This is a genomic window from Pseudopedobacter saltans DSM 12145 (genome assembly GCF_000190735.1).
GTDB lineage: Bacteria > Bacteroidota > Bacteroidia > Sphingobacteriales > Sphingobacteriaceae > Pseudopedobacter > Pseudopedobacter saltans.
Window position 1 is genome coordinate 3,998,736 of record NC_015177.1, and the last position, 16,228, is coordinate 4,014,963.

Consider the following 16,228-nt stretch of genomic DNA (forward strand, 5'->3'; position numbering starts at 1 on the left):
ATCGTTCGCAGTAAGAAAATTTAGGAGAACAGTCACTACCGAGCGGTAGCGGTGATCACTACCGAGCGGTAGCGGTGATCAATACCGAACGGTAGTGGTAGGCTTGTCTATTTTAAGATTTATGCTATCACGGTTAGTTCCTTATCAAAAACAGCTGTACGTGGCTCTTTCAATAAACTACCTGAAGTGTACTGCGTTGTAATCTCCAGTCGATAAGTTCCAACATCCATATCGGGGATAATTACCAGCACTTCTGAAGGATTATTTACTACAATATCATCCGAAGGTACGGGAGTGCTTACCGCAGTATCTATATTTACGAAAACTATACCATTTGTCGGGTTATCACCAGCAATCTTTATTTTCTGGCCGATGATCTTGAGATTACGGCCCGGTGTCAGCAAATCGTTAATGGTTCCACTCTTCTTATCTTCTACCTGTAAGATGATAGCGGCTGTATCCGCTACGCCTAGTATGTTTACCTCAATGTTCTTAATTTCGGCTCTTAGCCTGTCACCCTGGGCAAAGCGGAATATGAGGTTTTGTTTACGTGGATTGAAGTTTTCGGTAGGGCTATCAAATACACCTTTAATAGTTACCGATGCCGTGAAATAACCTGTGTTCACCGAAAAGCCATCGCATAGCTGATAAGCCATTTCCTTTAGGAACAGTTCGGTAGCATGCTCCATTGCAGCGGCTGATACATCTGCACCACCCCGGCCTGCAGCCTCTTCACAGATTTGTTTTACGTTCAACGATCGCTCGCTTGCTGTACGAGCAATAAAATCGCTGGGCTTGTCTTTGGTTAAAAGGTTATCATACAGATAAGCTTTAATTTTGTGTAGTACTGCCATAATGTGTATAATTTAAGGTTAAAAATTAAAAAGGCTTAAGGTACTAATGTGAAAGCGTATATCTTATATATTTATTTTTTATCCATGAATGTTTTAATGAATATATGTATAAACTTTGGTAATAAAAAATTATATATTAGGAAATAATAAGTTTATGTTTCGATTTATTGTCTTTTAGCTATCTATTTCATCTAGGCGTCCATAGTTTTTTAGGTAAGAGTATTAACCAGCGCAAAGCGATAAAAACTCAAATTGTAAAGATTAATGAAAGCCAGTAGAAACAGTACTTCGTACGGTACAAACTGAAGGAAGTCTGCAATATTTGTTTATAGACAGACACCGCCCTATTCAAAGCCAGTTTTTTCGACATCAATAAATATTTTCTAATTGGGGAAAAGGTATCTATATCTTTAAAATCAGAACCGGAGACTCAAAAAAATCCCTTAAGTTTATGAAACAATAAATGCTTTAAAGAAGGACTGTTTTTAGTTCCTCTTTTTTTGTAAATTAAAACTGTTTTATAAATCCTGTTATATGAAAGCGCTTTATATTTATTTGGCGGTTTTTGTTCTGTTCTCTTGTTCCCGCAATGAGGATATTTTTAATGCAGCAAAAGAGGATAACATTCGCCCTATCCAAAATGCCATTGACAAAGGGGCAGATGTGACTATTTTAAATGAAGATGGGAAAAACATTCTGATGCTTGCCGCAGAGAATGGAAATGTAAAAACAGTTAAATTCCTCATTCAAAAAAAAATATTGGACATCAACGCCAAAGATAAAGCGGGCGAAACCGCATTGTCTTTGGCAATAATGAATAATAAATTAGATGTTGTAAGGGTTTTAATTAAAGGGGGGACGGCTAATGTAAATACTGCCAATAAATATGGTATGACTCCTTTGATACTTGCATCTAGCAGAGGGAATTTGGGGATAGTAGCGGCACTGGTAAACGCTGGTGCTGATGTTAATGCTATCAGTGAAGAAAAACTGGCACCTTTATCTTATGCTATTGTAGCCAAGAATGTAAGAGTTGTAGAGCTTCTGCTTGATAGAGGAGCTAATGTGAATTTTAAAATGCAGGATGGCGATACTTATCTGACGGCGGTTGCTGTAAACGAACCTTTGGAAATGGCTAAGAGTTTAATTGAGCATGGTATCGATATTAATGCGAAAAATAATTATGGAAATACGGCATTAATGGATGCTGTAAGAAATAGAAACTTTGCGCTAGTTGAACTATTAATATCGAAGGGAGCAGATGTTAATGCTGTTGACCAGAATGGGGATTCGGTTATGGATCATGCCAATAGAACTAAAGATAAACGAATTATCAAACTGATTCAGAAGTCTATTCACTAAAAAAAGCTGTAGTTAAATTTAACTACAGCTTTTCAGCCCAATAATTAAATTAATTGATTTTTTCGTTTGTTAATAAATACGAGTCATAAGACCTTTACCATTTCCACTACCGCCACTTCCTGTGATAGTTATATGTCCGGTATTTCCGTTTCCGTCATATCCATATGCTTTATTATTATTTGCAGTACAGTTTGTTACTGTATGGGCTACAGTTTGTCCGGCACTTCCTAATTTAAAGCCGTTTCCATCCCCATTTGTACCATATCCATTATTGGTTGCAGTACATGTAAGAATTTTTACGGTATAAGGTTGTCCGTATAAATCCCAACCATCATCTGAGTTATGATTTGCAGTACAGCTTTCAAATTTATTATTCACACCACCTGAAAGTTTACAAGCAAAACCATCGGCATTTTCACCTCCATTGGCTACATCGTAGTTATCGTACGATTGGCAGGAAAGTACATAGTTATTATTTGATCCGTTATAGATTTGGATTCCTGAATCTTTATTAGCATGTGTTTTCAGGTTATAAAGATAGTTGTACCCGCCATGCTGTAAGACGATTCCACAATCCGGAGCATTTCTAATAGTCAGATTCGTTATATTCCAATAGCTTCCATTTACTTTTACTCCCCAGCCCGATGAAATATTAGAGCAATCTAAAATGCCTCCGTTGGATGTTGTGAAATTGATTTTGTTGCTGGAAGTTCCACTGTTTAAAAGTTGTAATGTACTTGTAAGGTAGATAGTTCCCGAAACTTTGATTTGATCTCCGGGAGCAGCAGCAGAAATAGCCGATTTTAAAGCTGCTTCCGTAGTTACCGTGTAGCTTGCGAATGTAGTAGTTTGTTTTTTGGATGAAGCATTAAGCTCGTTGCTTTCTGTCAATGTTTCGTTTTTTTTACATGAGATAAAGGCAACACAAGCCAATAATGCCATTAGATAGTTTTTCATTTGTTGATTTTTTTGGTTTATAAAGTTTATTGAACTGATAAGGTCTTATACAGCTATGAAATGTCAGAGTTACACTTTTAGGAAACTTTTTTTGCGCAATCGTTACCGGTATCGTTGCCGGGTTTTAGGGGCGTAACGTGTTGTTGGTTAGTTTTTTAACTATTCTGTACGAGTGGGGCTTAAGGCAATAGGAACATCATCACTCTTTAGCAATATAAATGGGACAGGCTTACCCTTTAGTTCCATTATTTTTGCCAGCTTTTAAAGCTTACAAATAATAGTTATCGGTAAAAAGGGACTTGAAAAGAATCCAATTTAAAATAGTTCATTTCTAAATTATTTTAACTTTGGAATGAAAACTGATAATTATGAGATTATTAGCAAACTCGGTGCACACTTTTGTAAAAACGATGACGGAGCGGGAGACTGACCCGATTAATCAGGCCCGGGTTCGTATGTTATTTTACATTCTTGTAGCTTATGCTATATTCGGGTTAACATTAATCTTTGCGTATTCTTATAACTTTCAGTTGCTAAAGCTAATCAGAGCAAGTACTATATTTTTCTTTGCTTCTTTGTTTATAGCTTTCATATACTATGCTAATGTTTGGCGTGGAGTAGCCCATGCGGTGCTTATTTTAATGACCTTATTGGGGGGCTGGGGGAATTTATTGATTTTTGTGCATGGCATAAATGCTGCAACCTTGCAGTATATTTGGATGGCATCGGCTTTGGGATTTTATATGAAAGGGCCAAAGTGGGGGTGGTTTTATTCTACTATAAATATCTTGCCTGTTTTTATAGACGTTGCTTTTACTGATAGAACATATTTTCGGTTAGACGTTGATCCCGAGGTTGTAGTTAGACCGGTTTATATTTATGTTCTGACCTTTGACTTTTTTATAATTACTTTTCTGCATTATTTTTTCTTTAAAACATACAGTAAGAACTTTTTAACGCTTACCCAAACTAAAAACGATCTTAATCAGACCAACAGAAAGCTTAATGAGATTATTTATGATGTTAAAAAATTGTCTAATGCAAGGATGGATTTTTTATCTACCATGTCGCATGAACTAAGGACTCCCTTAAATGGGGTAATTGGTTTAACTGAAGTATTGCTGAAGCAAAACCCCAGGAAGGATCAGGAGGAAACTTTGTCGATCTTAAGATTTTCGGCTGAGAATCTGCTTGCTTTGGTTAATGATATTCTTGATTTTAATAAACTGGAATCATCGAAAGTAGAGCTGGAAAATACACTTTTTAATTTAGATAACTTAATTCGGAATATACATGCCAGCATGTTGATCAAGTCTGAGGTTAAAGGACTGGAACTAAACCTCTTTATAGATGAGGATATTGAAAAAAGATCTATGTATGGCGATCCGACACGTTTAACTCAGGTTCTGGTTAATCTGATAGATAACGCCATCAAGTTTACTGAAAAGGGATTTGTAAATATTTCATGTGCTATTGCCGAGCGGGATAACCAGCGTATTAGAATTGATTTTGTTATTGAGGATAGTGGAATTGGTATTGAGGAAAATAATCAAGAGAAGGTGTTTGATAGTTTTATTCAGGCCTCACCTAGTATAAATAGAAATTACGGAGGGACAGGGCTTGGTCTTTCTATTGTTAAAAGAGTACTGGCACTTCATCAATCAGGAATTAGTCTGAAGAGTCTACCAGGTAAAGGAACGCGGATATCATTTGATATTTGGTTTGAGCTTGCCAGACAAAACTTTGAAGGTAATTTGATCGGAAGGGAAGAAAAACCAATATCAGATATTGATTTTTCGGACTTAAAAGTGTTGGTTGCTGAAGATAATCTGGTTAATGTATATGTTTTACAACAGACTCTTCTTCAGAAGGATATTCGTCCGGATGTGGCTGAAAATGGTAAGAAAGTAGTAGAACTACTTCTTGAAAAAGACTATGATGTTATTCTAATGGATTTGCATATGCCGGAAATGGATGGAGAAGAGGCTACGAAAATAATCAGATCACTTAATGACGGTAGAAAGGCTAATATACCTATTATAGCGCTGACGGCAGTGGTGAACGATTTGATTATTGAGAATGTGATAAGGAACGGAATGACTGATTATGTCGCTAAACCTTTCAGACCAGATGATTTATTCGGAAAGTTACAAAAAGTAGTTACTAATCGCTAGCTCTATTTAACTAAGATTAGTTTAGATAACAGCCAAAGCTTCTGATTTTTGAAAATCTGGGCTGTTTTAGATTAAATCTTACTACTTAAAAATCTGGTATTGGAACGTCCCTTTCGAATTGCTCTTTTTGCTGGTAAGTAATATTCTGTAAATATCTTTTCCTCCCCAGGCTGATTTAAACTTTTGGTCTTCTTCGTCTACCAATTTGACTTTTTCTTTACTTATCGACCATAAAGAAGGATCATAAGTCATAAAGACGTAAGATCCATCAGGTAAGCTGAATTTTATTTTACCTAAAGTGTCTGTATTAGTATCACAAACGGTCATAAATGATTGAATAAGCGAATCAAAAGGTTTTTCAGATCGGTACTGGTCTATAATAGAAATAGTCCCGCTTTTATTAAGACTAACATTTCTTTTCCATGAAGTAATTCCACTTTCTTTTGGATACGATGGGGCGATATCCATACTTAAAGAAGAACTGGTATTATTCGAACTGTATTTTACTTTGCTGGCAGAAAAGGAGCTGCCAGCTCCCTGCTGATATCCGTTAATAGTGGGCAAGTTGTGAAATGCCGAAGTATTGAACCACAGCTTATAACGATAAGGTGAAAATGTTCGGGCGGTATAATTTCCCGAACCTACATCAATGATTACCGGATAACCATTAATATATACCATAAAGTCACCAACATCATTATGATTGTGGCTTTCCCCATTATGGCCGGCATGTGATGCCAGGAAGGATTCTTTAGAACGTGTTGCCATTAATTGTACATCTGAAAACCATGTGTCTGAATCATTTTTATATTTAATATTGTAATTTTTACACTCTTCAATATTATTAAGATCAAACAAAGTTCGCGAACGATGGTATTGAGATATCGAATATGAATTGCCTGCAAATTTGCGAAAAGCCCAGCTACCGAAGGCCATCATTTTGGGATCATTAATTGCTTTTCCAAAACGATATAATGCCACTCCATTAGGCCGCATTTTGGGAGAGGCATCGGCAACATTGATGAAATATTCTCCGTCAATGTGGGTTTTATATATGTACGAAGCCATTTTTTGGATAAAGGGCTCGTGGTAAATGTTTGTTTTTCCGGCAGTAGCATTGTCAAGTAAACTTAAAGCGTCAAAAACGGTACCGGCAGCACCAAACCAATAACCTGGTCCCTCGTCGCATCCGCCGTCTTCACCAAGGCCGTTAATATATTGGTCAATATATCGCATGGCGAATTTCAGCCCGGCAGCACGTTTTGTTTCATCGGCTTCAAGTAATAAAACCGTAGCAATATAATTCGACATGATCCAGGGTGTCCAATTATTCAGTATGGCGTCGGGATTTCCTCTTCCCAAATAAAAATAGTTAGCCGTTTGCATCGGGATAAATATGCGTCTTTCTACTTCATAAGCAATACGACGTCTTAAAAGTGGAGAGGTTTTTTCTAATATAGGAGCCGTGAAATAGTCAACCCAAGCTAGTGTCGAAGCGGTTTCGGCAGCAAACAAATCTACAATAGGATCTTCTACGTCAGGTAAACCTTTGCCCGCTTTCTGATTACCAAGATGCGCGGTAGCTCCCCAAAAAGTTTCTTCGCAGATAGACCATATTCCATCCAATAAATGGTCTGCAAACCTGCCTTTCCCTTCTATAGATTCTGCCAGAGCAAGATCCCAAAGTAATACTCGTTTTTCATTTGCAAACGCTTGATAGTTGCTCCTATTCCCTGTCCTTATAAATTGTAAAGCTACTGTTGCAGGTATACTTTTAAATTCTTTTTCCAAAGCCTGCTCTCCAGCCAGAATGAATTTTTTTAGCAAGCTGTCGGGGAATTTGGCCTTCCATTCTTCTGGAGTTTTTGGAAAAGGTTTCCATAGTTTTTGTGGAATTAGGGAAGCTGAAAGATCTTGTTCCGGAAGTTTTTGAAGAAAGTTCCTTTTAGTAGTCTGCGCCTGTATGGACAGGAAGCTAAAAAAGAAAATAAAAAAGAATAGTTGGATCTCTTTTTTTGTAAAATTCATAAGGATGGTATAATTAGTTATGCATTATAAATAAAAAAACACTCTGACAGGTTAACTATGCTAACATAACTTAGTGAATTGCTAATGGTGCATAATTTTGAGAAAAAACATCAAAGAAAAAGCTAGAAAAACAAAAATAATGTGATTTGTTAACTTGTTTTTCATTTAATTAATATGAGAAAGGTTTAGACGTTAACTGCCGAATTTTATTGAACAAGAAGCCATTGTTTTTTCATTATACAGTTAACTAAGTCCAATTTCGGAACTACAGTTTAGGTTTTAAGGGAGGAATCTATGTACTCCATCCAATTTTATTGGGCGGTTTAATTTATGCAACCGATACATTTTAATTTAAATCGTTGCCGGTATCGATTGCATAGATTTAGTCGCTTGTTTTTTTAGTCTTTAGCGTAGAAATCTGTAGACTTGTAATTACTATATCCTAATTATACACAGAAGAATTAAATGGAAATCTTAAAGAAAGGACTTGTTTTATTAGCGTTAACTGCAAATCAGGCATTTGCGCAGGGAGTAGATAAACCGGTGAACTATATTTCGAAGGTATGGTCTCCGGATTTGGGTAATGGAAAATATAAAAACCCCATTATCAATGCGGATTATTCTGATCCTGACGCTATTCGGGTGGGCGATGATTTTTACATGACCGCTTCTAGTTTTAATCACGCGCCGGGTTTGCCAATATTACATTCGAAGGATCTTGTGAATTGGACAATAATTAACCATGCGCTTCCGCAACAACATCCTGTAGACGTTTTTAGTAAGGTTCAGCATGGGAACGGTGTGTGGGCTCCTTCGATCAGATATCATAATGGTGAGTTTTATATTTATTATGGCGATCCCGATTTTGGGATTTATATGCTGAAAACAAAGGATCCGAAAGGCGACTGGAGCGAGCCGGTTATGGTGTTTGAAGGAAAAGGTTTAATTGATCCATGCCCTTTTTGGGATGAAGATGGAAAAGCATATTTGTCTTTTGCTTACGCAGGTAGCAGGGCTGGTTTAAAAAGTGTGGTTTTGGTAGCAAGACTAAATTATGCAGGGGATAAAGTCCTTGATAAAGGTGTTGTTGTTTATGATGGGCATGAATTGGACCCGACTATTGAAGGGACTAAATTGCACAAGCGTAATGGATATTATTATTTATTTGCTCCTGCTGGTGGCGTGGCTACGGGATGGCAATTGGTGTTAAGATCAAAAAGTATTTTCGGTCCTTTTGAAAGGAAAGTAGTTATGGATCAGGGGAAATCTCCGATTAACGGACCTCATCAGGGCGCATGGATTGATACACAAACAGGTGAAGATTGGTTTGTACATTTCCAGGATAAAGATGCTTATGGTAGGGTAGTACATTTGCAACCTATGAAATGGGTGAGTGACTGGCCAGTAATTGGAGTTGAAAAAGGTAAAAAGGGTACTGGTGAGCCGGTTTTGGAATATAAAAAACCTAATGTGGGCAAAACTTATCCAATTGTTAATCCTGTGGAATCTGACGAATTTGAAGCTCCTCTGTTGGGTAAACAATGGCAGTGGCAGGCAAATCCGGATGGAACATGGTTGATGCCGAGTAATAACGGAGCTTTAAGATTGTATACCAAGAAAACACCTGAAGGGGCAAAAAATCTATTGGATGTACCAAACATCTTAACACAGAAGTTCCCGGCTGATAATTTTATGGCTACTGCCAAAATTAAATTGCAGGGTAATGAGAAAATTGATAATGAAAGGGCTGGTTTTGCTGTTGTTGGTGAAGATTACAGCCAGATTTTTATCAGAAATACTAAACAGGGACAGAATTTGGTTTTTGGTGTTTGTAAGAAAGGGTTGACTTCTGGTAAAGAGGTTGAGCAACAGATTACTTCTATTAAGCCAAACCAATATGTTTACCTAAGGGTGAAGGTTACTGATGGTGGTAAATGCAACTGGTTTTACAGTTTAGATGATAAAAAATATACAGCTGTAGGAGATACTTTTGTAGCGAAACCCGGTAAGTGGATTGGCGCTACATTAGGATTGTACGCTGTAAGAGACACACAAATTAATGATTCTGGTTATGCAGATGTAGATTGGTTTAGAGTTGAGCCTGTAAATTAGGCCTAGCTATATGCAATCATAGTAAACTTGAACAGAAATTGGATGAGGATTGTAATATTAGTAGTGTTATTGAGTATTGTCGCGAAGATATCTAATGCTCAAGAATTTATCCCACTTTGGGCGAAGGGGAAAATGCCCAACTCGAAAGGGATAAAAGTTAAAGATAGTGTTAATAATGAGCGTATTTATCAGGTAGGTACACCTGGTATTTACGCTTTTTTTTCTTCTAAACAAGAGAATAAAAGAGCTGCGGTTTTAATTATACCTGGTGGCGGTTATAGTCGCCTGGCTTATAACATAAGCGGACATCAACTGGCGAAATGGTATAACACCATGGGAATAAATGCCTTTGTTCTTATCCATCGTTTACCTCATTCTCCGGATTTGAAAGAAAGGGAAAAAGCTCCTTTGCAGGACGCACAAAGGGCGATGCGCATTATTCGCAGTCATGCTGCGGAATGGGATATAGATTTGAATAAGGTTGGTGTGATGGGCTCTTCTGCCGGGGGACATTTGGCAGCTGCGTTGGGGACTATAAACGATGATTTCTCGTCGGTAGGCGATGGTTTGGATCAGCAAAGTTATCGCCCGGACTTTATGGTTCTCGTTTCTCCGGTTATTGATATGGGAGCGAATTCGCATAAAGGAAGCCGCGAGAATTTACTGGGGGCAACTCCATCTGCCGATTTGATTAAAAAATACTCCTTACAGGAACAGGTAAGTAACTACACACCGCCAACTTTTATAGTTCATGCTTTTGATGATAAGACGGTATCTCCCCGAAATAGCCTGATGTTCTATGAATCTTTATTGGCTAATGGCATTCCTTCAAGTCTGCATATATTTAATCAAGGCGGCCACGCGATTGCGTTAAGAAATAATCCGGGCAGTACGAATTTATGGACGGGTATCTGTGAAGCCTGGTTGCAGGAAGTTAAGATTCTAGAGGCGAATGTGAAATAAAGAGATTTGATCTTTTATGAAATAAGATGCCGCAAAAGTTATAAGTGTATAAAATGAATATTAAAATATTAAATGAACTCAATTTTATAATATGAAAATAAAGTCAGCTATTTTATTTCTTTTTTTGATCTGTGGTCTGATTGAGGGGGTAAAAGCTCAAACTTCTGATAATAGATTTGAATTGGTTGTGGCACAAGACGGTTCGGGCGATTTTAAGACCATTCAGGAAGCGGTAAATAAAGTACGGGATCATGCGGAGAAAAGGGTTACTATTTTAATTAAGCCCGGTATTTATAAAGAAAAGGTTGTTATTCCTTCTTTTAAAAGAAATGTGACTTTGAAGGGTGAAGATAAGGATCGGACTATCATTACCTATGATGATTTTTCGGGTAAGCCATTTAGGGGAATAGATGTTACAGGAGATTCTAAATTTAGTACCTATACTTCGTATACGGTGTTAATTGCTGCGAATGATTGCAGTTTGGAGAATTTGACTATCGAAAATTCTTCGGGCAGAGTTGGCCAGGCAGTAGCCTTGCATACGGAGGGAGATAGACTAGCGATTAAAAACTGCAAAATTTTAGGCAATCAGGACACTTTATATCTGGCGAAAGCAGGTACGAGGGTTTACTTTGAAAATTGCTTCATTAATGGAACAACGGACTTCATCTTTGGTGCTGCGACGGCTTATTTTTCCAATTGTACTATTGAGAGTTTAACGAATTCTTACATTACAGCTGCTTCTACGGTTAAAGAAGATCGATATGGTTTTGTGTTTGTAGACTGTAAATTGATAGCTAAAGACGCATCGGTTACTAAGGTGTTTTTAGGCCGCCCGTGGAGACCATATGCGCAAACAGTATTTATCAATACAGAGATGGGTAAACATATTGTTAAAGAGGGATGGCACCCTTGGCCAGGAGATAAACAATTTCCTGATAAGGAAAAGACTGCTTATTACGCCGAATACGGTAGTTATGGCGAGGGGGCAAAAGATCTTTCGCAAAGGGTAGCCTGGTCTCATCAGCTTAAGAAATCAGCAATTAAAAAATACAGTATAGAGAAAGTTTTAAACGGGTGGAACCCAAGATAGAAATCATGAAAAAAAATATTCAGGGTAAAATATTCATTGTTTTATGTTCTTTTTTTGCTGTCCAGGTTCATGCACAGCAAAGCAATTACTCATGGGATAATTTACCGGTTGTAGCCGAACCTACATTTAAGAAAGATACTTTTAATATTACTAATTATGGCGCTAAGCCTGATGGCATATCTTTAAATACCGATGCGATTAATAAAGCCATTTCGGATTGTAGCAAAAAAGGAGGTGGAGTTGTTCTGGTACCTAACGGTTATTGGTTAACGGGGCCGATTAAATTGCAGAACAATGTAAACCTGCATTTAAAAAAGAATGCGCTACTGCAATTCTCTAAAAACTTTGATGATTATAAACTCGTTGAAGGCGTTTATGAAGGTAAGCCTTCGGCAAGAAATGAATCGCCTATAATGGGAGTAAATGTTAGCAATGTAGCTATAACAGGACAAGGAATTATTGACGGAAATGGCGATGCCTGGCGTATGGTTAGAACAAGCGATTTGACGGAGTATGAATGGAAGGCAAAAATAGCAAAAGGTGAAGGTATTTTAAGTGAGGATAAAAAAAGATGGTATCCGTCTGAAAAGAATAAGAGAGGACATGACCAGAATATTTCTTTTTGGTTGGGGCCGGGTGTTAAGCTGTCAGATTTCGAGCCGGTTAAGGATTTTTTAAGGCCAAATCTTATTGTACTGAATAATTGTAAAAATGTGTTATTGGAAGGGGTGACTTTTCAGAATTCGCCTGCCTGGAATGTACATCCTATTATGTGCGAGAACCTGACTTTAAGGGGACTTTTTATCAAAAATCCTGATTATGCTCATAATGGAGACGGTGCGGATATAGAGTCATGCAAAAATGTATTGGTAGAACATTGCATTTTTGATGTTGGAGATGATGCGATTTGTATTAAATCTGGTAAGGATGAAGAGGGACGGAAACGCGGAATTGCTACGGAAAATGTGATCATTAGAAATAATACGGTTTATAAAGGGCATGGTGGTTTTGTGGTTGGCAGTGAAATGTCTGGCGGGGCTAAGAACATTTTCGTGTATGATTGCACTTTTATGGGAACGGATAAAGGTATCCGCTTTAAAACGTCGAGAGGACGGGGCGGTGTGGTTGAAAATATCTTTATCAAGGATATCAATATGTTTGATATAGATCAGGAAGCCATATTTTTTGATATGTATTATTGGGTTAAATCTCCTAAAGCAAACGAGGCTGTTGAAATTCCGCCCGTTACAGAAGAAACGCCAATTTTTAGAAATGTTTATATAGAGAATATTACTTGTAATGGCGCTAAAAAAGGAATTTTCGTAAGAGGAATCCCTGAAATGCCTGTAAATAATATTCATATGAAGAATCTTGTTTTAAATACAGATATCGGTGCGGAGTTTAAGGATGCAAAAGGCATTTATGTTACCAATGCAAATCTGATGACGAGGGATAAAGAGAAAGCGCTTATTTATGTCGAGACCAGCCAGGATATTGTTTTTGATAATCTGAAGACGAATCAGACGAACGGAACTTTGTTCAATGTTAATGGTGCTAATTCCAGCGGGATTGCTGTGAAGAACAGTAATGTGTCTAAAGGTATTACAAAGGCTGTGTTTAATAACGGAGCGAATGCTAAAGCTTTGGTTGCTGATAAAAAATAGATTTATGAACTCAAAAAATAAGAAGACAACCGTATTGGCAATAATTGCATTGATCGTTTTAAGTGCTTTCAGTTTAAAGAATAAGGTGACAACAATCTATTTAATTGGGGATTCTACTGTTGCGGATTATTCTTTAGAAAAAGATTATGATGCTAAGCGTTATCCACTGGTTGGCTGGGGACAGGTTTTTCAACCGTTTTTTGCTAAGGATAGTTTGAAGCTGGTTAAAAACATTTTGGGTAATGCCAAAGAAGTAAAGATAGATGATAGAGCCAAAGGTGGAAGAAGTACAAGAACTTTCTTTCAGGAAGGGCGTTGGAGAGAGGTACATCAGGCTTTGAAGAAAGGCGATGTGGTAATGATGCAGTTTGGGCATAATGATGGTTCGGTGGAGAAAACGGAGCGTTATGTGGATATTGAAGGCTATAAGGAATTTCTGAGATTATTTGTTACTCAAACCAGAGAAAAGGGAGCAACACCTATTTTATTAACACCAGTGGCAAGAAATTACCCATGGAAGAACGGCCAGTTAAGCAATGTACATGGAGACTACCCACAAGCGGTGAAAGATGTGGCCGGGGAGCTTGATGTGAAGCTGATAGATCTGAATGAACTGTCTATAGATTTTTTTAGTAAGGTTGGACAGGAATATGTGACAAATAAATACTTCATGAATTTTCCTGAGGGAAAATATCCGGCTTATCCAAACGGGCAAAAGGATAATACACATTTTCAGATAGAAGGCGGAAAGGAAGTCGCCAGATTAGTCTTTAATGCGATGAAGGGCTTGTAATATGAAAAAGTTCATTCTATATATTTTATTGGGTGCCTCATTCGGTGTTCAGGCTCAGGTGAATATTCCGAGGGATACATCTTTTACTTTGAATGGAACTTATCTGAAGGAGAAAAAGTACAGACCATACATCACCATTGCCGAAGTGAAAAATGAGGATGTTATCCAATCCAGTTTAAATCTGGTTTATGATACAGTAGGTAATAGGGATTTGTTTTTAGATGTTTTCTATCCGAAAGGAGAAGCTTCTCAAAAATATCCGGGCGTAATTTTGATTCATGGTGGCGGTTGGCAATCAGGAGATAAATCGCAAATGCATACTATTGGGAAAGCTTTGGCAGCTAAAGGTTATGTGGCTTTTGCTGTTGAATATCGCTTATCACCTGAAGCCAAATATCCCCAAGCTGTTTATGATTTAAAATCAAGCATCAGGTGGATGAGGGCGAATGCAAAGCAATTTCAATTGGATACCAGACACATAGCAAGCTTAGGTACTTCTGCGGGCGGACAATTGGCTGCTTTACTGGGTGTGACAAATGGGAATGCTTATTTTGAAGGAAATAAGCGTGGAAATGCCCGTTTCAAGTCGGCTATACAAGCTGTCATAAATATCGATGGAACGCTGGCTTTTCGACATCCTGAGTCGGTAGAGGGAAAAGCTGCATCCAATTGGTTGGACGGTACTTATGAGGAAAATCCGAAAAACTGGGAATCGGCAGCACCTTTAAATCATGTCTCGAAAAAATCAGTACCGATTTTATTCTTAAATAGCTCTATCCCCAGATTTCATGCGGGCAGGGATGATATGATTAACAAATTAAATAAGTATAGGATTTATTCAGAAATACATGAGTTTCCAGATACGCCGCATCCATTTTGGTTCTTCAACCCCTGGTTTCTACCAATGATGGATTATACAATTACCTTTTTAGATAAAACCTTTAAATAATGCAAGTGAAAAATATTATTCTGGGATTTAGTGTCATGTTGTTTGCCATGGTATGTTCTGCCCAGAAAAAGCTAAGGTCGCAAACGGATTATGCACAAGAAATCAGTAAAACCATTATGCATAAGTGGCCAGATTCGCTAACCAGGTTGGATGGAAAGTCTGCAGGCTGGTCTTATGATATCGGTTTATATCTGGAAGCGATTTCTAATGTTTATGCCAGAACAGGAAACAAAGTTTACTTTGATTATATCCAAAAACAAATGGATAGATTTTTATTGCCGGATGGACAAATTAAGTTCTATAAACAGAATTCTTATAATATAGATTATGTGCGCAATGGAAAGGCTATGATGTATCTGTTTGAGAGAACGGGTGAGCAAAAGTATGCTAATGCGGCTAAATATATCAGGCAGCAATTGTACACGCATCCGAGAACCAGTGAAGGTGGTTTTTGGCACAAGAAAGTATATCCAAACCAAATGTGGTTGGATGGATTGTACATGGGGCAACCTTTTTATGCTCATTTTTCAAAGGTTTTTAATCAACCAGAGAATTTTGATGATATCGCCAAACAGTTTATTTTGATGGAAAAGCATTCACGGGATAGTGAAACTGGATTACTACACCATGCCTGGGACGAAAGCAGGCAGCAACGTTGGGCAGATAAGCAGACAGGGAAATCTCCGAATATCTGGGGCAGAGCAATGGGCTGGTATGGCGTGGCACTGGTTGATGTATTGGATGATTTTCCAAAGGACCACCCTCAGAGGAAGACTTTATTGGAGATATTAAATAGATATGTAGAGGCTGTTGCTAAAGTACAAAACCCAACCAACGATTTGTGGTATCAGGTACTAGATAAAGCTTCTAAAAAAGGGAATTATCCTGAAGCTTCAGCTTCGTCTATGTTTGTGTATACGATGTTAAAGGGAAGCAGATTAGGATATATTCCTTCTAAATATCGTGATGTGGCAAAAAAGGGATATCAGGGGATTATTAAACAATTTATAGAGAAGGGAGATGATGGTTTTTATCATTTGAACGGAACAGTTATGGTTTCTGGTTTAGGAGGTAATCCTTACAGGGACGGCAGTTTTGAATACTATATCAGTGAACCAGTTATACAGGATGATCCAAAGGGAATGGGCGCTTTTATACTGGCGGCTAATGAAGTTACGCTGATAAAATAAAGATAAAAGGCTGGTTATTGCTACCTCAATAGCCAGCTTACCGATGAAAAACAGATAACCAGGAAAAACACTATTATTAAAATTTATCT

General features: G+C 37.7%; 13 protein-coding genes. 10 read left to right on the forward strand and 3 right to left on the reverse strand.

Features of this window, described 5'->3' with window-relative positions; all coding sequences use genetic code 11:
* Positions 1-119: 119 nt before the first annotated feature.
* On the reverse strand, positions 120-854 hold the full coding sequence (locus PEDSA_RS16895) for a DNA-binding domain-containing protein (RefSeq protein ID WP_013634377.1): 735 nt from the start codon (positions 852-854) through the stop codon (positions 120-122).
* A gap of 415 nt (positions 855-1,269) precedes the next feature.
* Between PEDSA_RS16895 and PEDSA_RS20605 the strand changes: the two genes are divergently transcribed.
* Complete coding sequence (locus PEDSA_RS20605) at positions 1,270-1,317, forward strand: hypothetical protein (RefSeq protein ID WP_407635958.1); 48 nt, start codon at positions 1,270-1,272, stop codon at positions 1,315-1,317.
* A 71-nt stretch (positions 1,318-1,388) separates the two neighbouring features.
* The gene (locus PEDSA_RS16900; RefSeq protein WP_013634378.1) at positions 1,389-2,216 is read left to right on the forward strand and encodes an ankyrin repeat domain-containing protein; all 828 of its coding nucleotides are present in this window, start codon (positions 1,389-1,391) and stop codon (positions 2,214-2,216) included.
* A 69-nt stretch (positions 2,217-2,285) separates the two neighbouring features.
* On the opposite strand, the gene PEDSA_RS16905 is transcribed toward PEDSA_RS16900, so the two are convergent.
* Positions 2,286-3,173, reverse strand: a complete 888-nt coding sequence (locus PEDSA_RS16905) for a right-handed parallel beta-helix repeat-containing protein (RefSeq protein WP_041537132.1) — start codon at positions 3,171-3,173, stop codon at positions 2,286-2,288.
* A 368-nt stretch (positions 3,174-3,541) separates the two neighbouring features.
* Between PEDSA_RS16905 and PEDSA_RS16910 the strand changes: the two genes are divergently transcribed.
* Positions 3,542-5,347, forward strand: coding sequence for an ATP-binding protein (locus PEDSA_RS16910; RefSeq protein ID WP_013634380.1), 1,806 nt, complete (start codon positions 3,542-3,544; stop codon positions 5,345-5,347).
* A gap of 81 nt (positions 5,348-5,428) precedes the next feature.
* Here PEDSA_RS16910 and PEDSA_RS16915 read toward each other — a convergent pair whose 3' ends face one another.
* Positions 5,429-7,375: a heparinase II/III domain-containing protein gene (locus tag PEDSA_RS16915; RefSeq protein ID WP_013634381.1), complete on the reverse strand. Its 1,947-nt coding sequence runs from the start codon at positions 7,373-7,375 to the stop codon at positions 5,429-5,431.
* A 465-nt stretch (positions 7,376-7,840) separates the two neighbouring features.
* On the opposite strand from PEDSA_RS16915, the gene PEDSA_RS16920 reads away from it, so the two are divergent.
* The 7 genes from PEDSA_RS16920 to PEDSA_RS16950 all read left to right on the forward strand — a co-directional run bounded on the left by PEDSA_RS16920 (position 7,841) and on the right by PEDSA_RS16950 (position 16,139).
* On the forward strand, positions 7,841-9,487 hold the full coding sequence (locus PEDSA_RS16920) for a glycoside hydrolase family 43 protein (RefSeq protein WP_013634382.1): 1,647 nt from the start codon (positions 7,841-7,843) through the stop codon (positions 9,485-9,487).
* Between the two features lie 42 nt (positions 9,488-9,529).
* The gene (locus PEDSA_RS16925; RefSeq protein ID WP_013634383.1) at positions 9,530-10,450 is read left to right on the forward strand and encodes an alpha/beta hydrolase; all 921 of its coding nucleotides are present in this window, start codon (positions 9,530-9,532) and stop codon (positions 10,448-10,450) included.
* A 91-nt stretch (positions 10,451-10,541) separates the two neighbouring features.
* Positions 10,542-11,543 (forward strand): pectinesterase family protein, encoded by a 1,002-nt coding sequence (locus PEDSA_RS16930; protein WP_013634384.1) that lies wholly within the window; start codon positions 10,542-10,544, stop codon positions 11,541-11,543.
* A 5-nt stretch (positions 11,544-11,548) separates the two neighbouring features.
* Positions 11,549-13,207, forward strand: coding sequence for a glycoside hydrolase family 28 protein (locus PEDSA_RS16935; protein WP_013634385.1), 1,659 nt, complete (start codon positions 11,549-11,551; stop codon positions 13,205-13,207).
* Between the two features lie 4 nt (positions 13,208-13,211).
* The gene (locus PEDSA_RS16940) at positions 13,212-14,000 is read left to right on the forward strand and encodes a rhamnogalacturonan acetylesterase (RefSeq protein ID WP_013634386.1); all 789 of its coding nucleotides are present in this window, start codon (positions 13,212-13,214) and stop codon (positions 13,998-14,000) included.
* A gap of 1 nt (position 14,001) precedes the next feature.
* A complete protein-coding gene (locus PEDSA_RS16945) occupies positions 14,002-14,949 on the forward strand; it encodes an alpha/beta hydrolase (RefSeq protein ID WP_013634387.1) in 948 nt (315 codons plus the stop codon).
* Positions 14,949-16,139, forward strand: a complete 1,191-nt coding sequence (locus PEDSA_RS16950) for a glycoside hydrolase family 88/105 protein (protein ID WP_013634388.1) — start codon at positions 14,949-14,951, stop codon at positions 16,137-16,139. The genes PEDSA_RS16945 and PEDSA_RS16950 overlap by 1 nt, the downstream gene beginning before the upstream one ends.
* Positions 16,140-16,228: the final 89 nt, after the last annotated feature.

Excerpts from the sequence above, each read along its gene's own strand:
- PEDSA_RS16925 (WP_013634383.1), top strand. The coding sequence starts at position 9,530 with ATGAGGATTGTAATATTAGTAGTGTTATTGAGTATTGTCGCGAAGATA.
- PEDSA_RS16900 (WP_013634378.1), top strand. The coding sequence starts at position 1,389 with ATGAAAGCGCTTTATATTTATTTGGCGGTTTTTGTTCTGTTCTCTTGT.
- PEDSA_RS16930 (WP_013634384.1), top strand. The coding sequence starts at position 10,542 with ATGAAAATAAAGTCAGCTATTTTATTTCTTTTTTTGATCTGTGGTCTG.
- PEDSA_RS16915 (WP_013634381.1), bottom strand. The coding sequence starts at position 7,375 with ATGAATTTTACAAAAAAAGAGATCCAACTATTCTTTTTTATTTTCTTT.
- PEDSA_RS16945 (WP_013634387.1), top strand. The coding sequence starts at position 14,002 with ATGAAAAAGTTCATTCTATATATTTTATTGGGTGCCTCATTCGGTGTT.
- PEDSA_RS16935 (WP_013634385.1), top strand. The coding sequence starts at position 11,549 with ATGAAAAAAAATATTCAGGGTAAAATATTCATTGTTTTATGTTCTTTT.
- PEDSA_RS16950 (WP_013634388.1), top strand. The coding sequence starts at position 14,949 with ATGCAAGTGAAAAATATTATTCTGGGATTTAGTGTCATGTTGTTTGCC.
- PEDSA_RS16895 (WP_013634377.1), bottom strand. The coding sequence starts at position 854 with ATGGCAGTACTACACAAAATTAAAGCTTATCTGTATGATAACCTTTTA.
- PEDSA_RS16940 (WP_013634386.1), top strand. The coding sequence starts at position 13,212 with ATGAACTCAAAAAATAAGAAGACAACCGTATTGGCAATAATTGCATTG.
- PEDSA_RS16905 (WP_041537132.1), bottom strand. The coding sequence starts at position 3,173 with ATGAAAAACTATCTAATGGCATTATTGGCTTGTGTTGCCTTTATCTCA.
- PEDSA_RS16910 (WP_013634380.1), top strand. The coding sequence starts at position 3,542 with ATGAGATTATTAGCAAACTCGGTGCACACTTTTGTAAAAACGATGACG.
- PEDSA_RS16920 (WP_013634382.1), top strand. The coding sequence starts at position 7,841 with ATGGAAATCTTAAAGAAAGGACTTGTTTTATTAGCGTTAACTGCAAAT.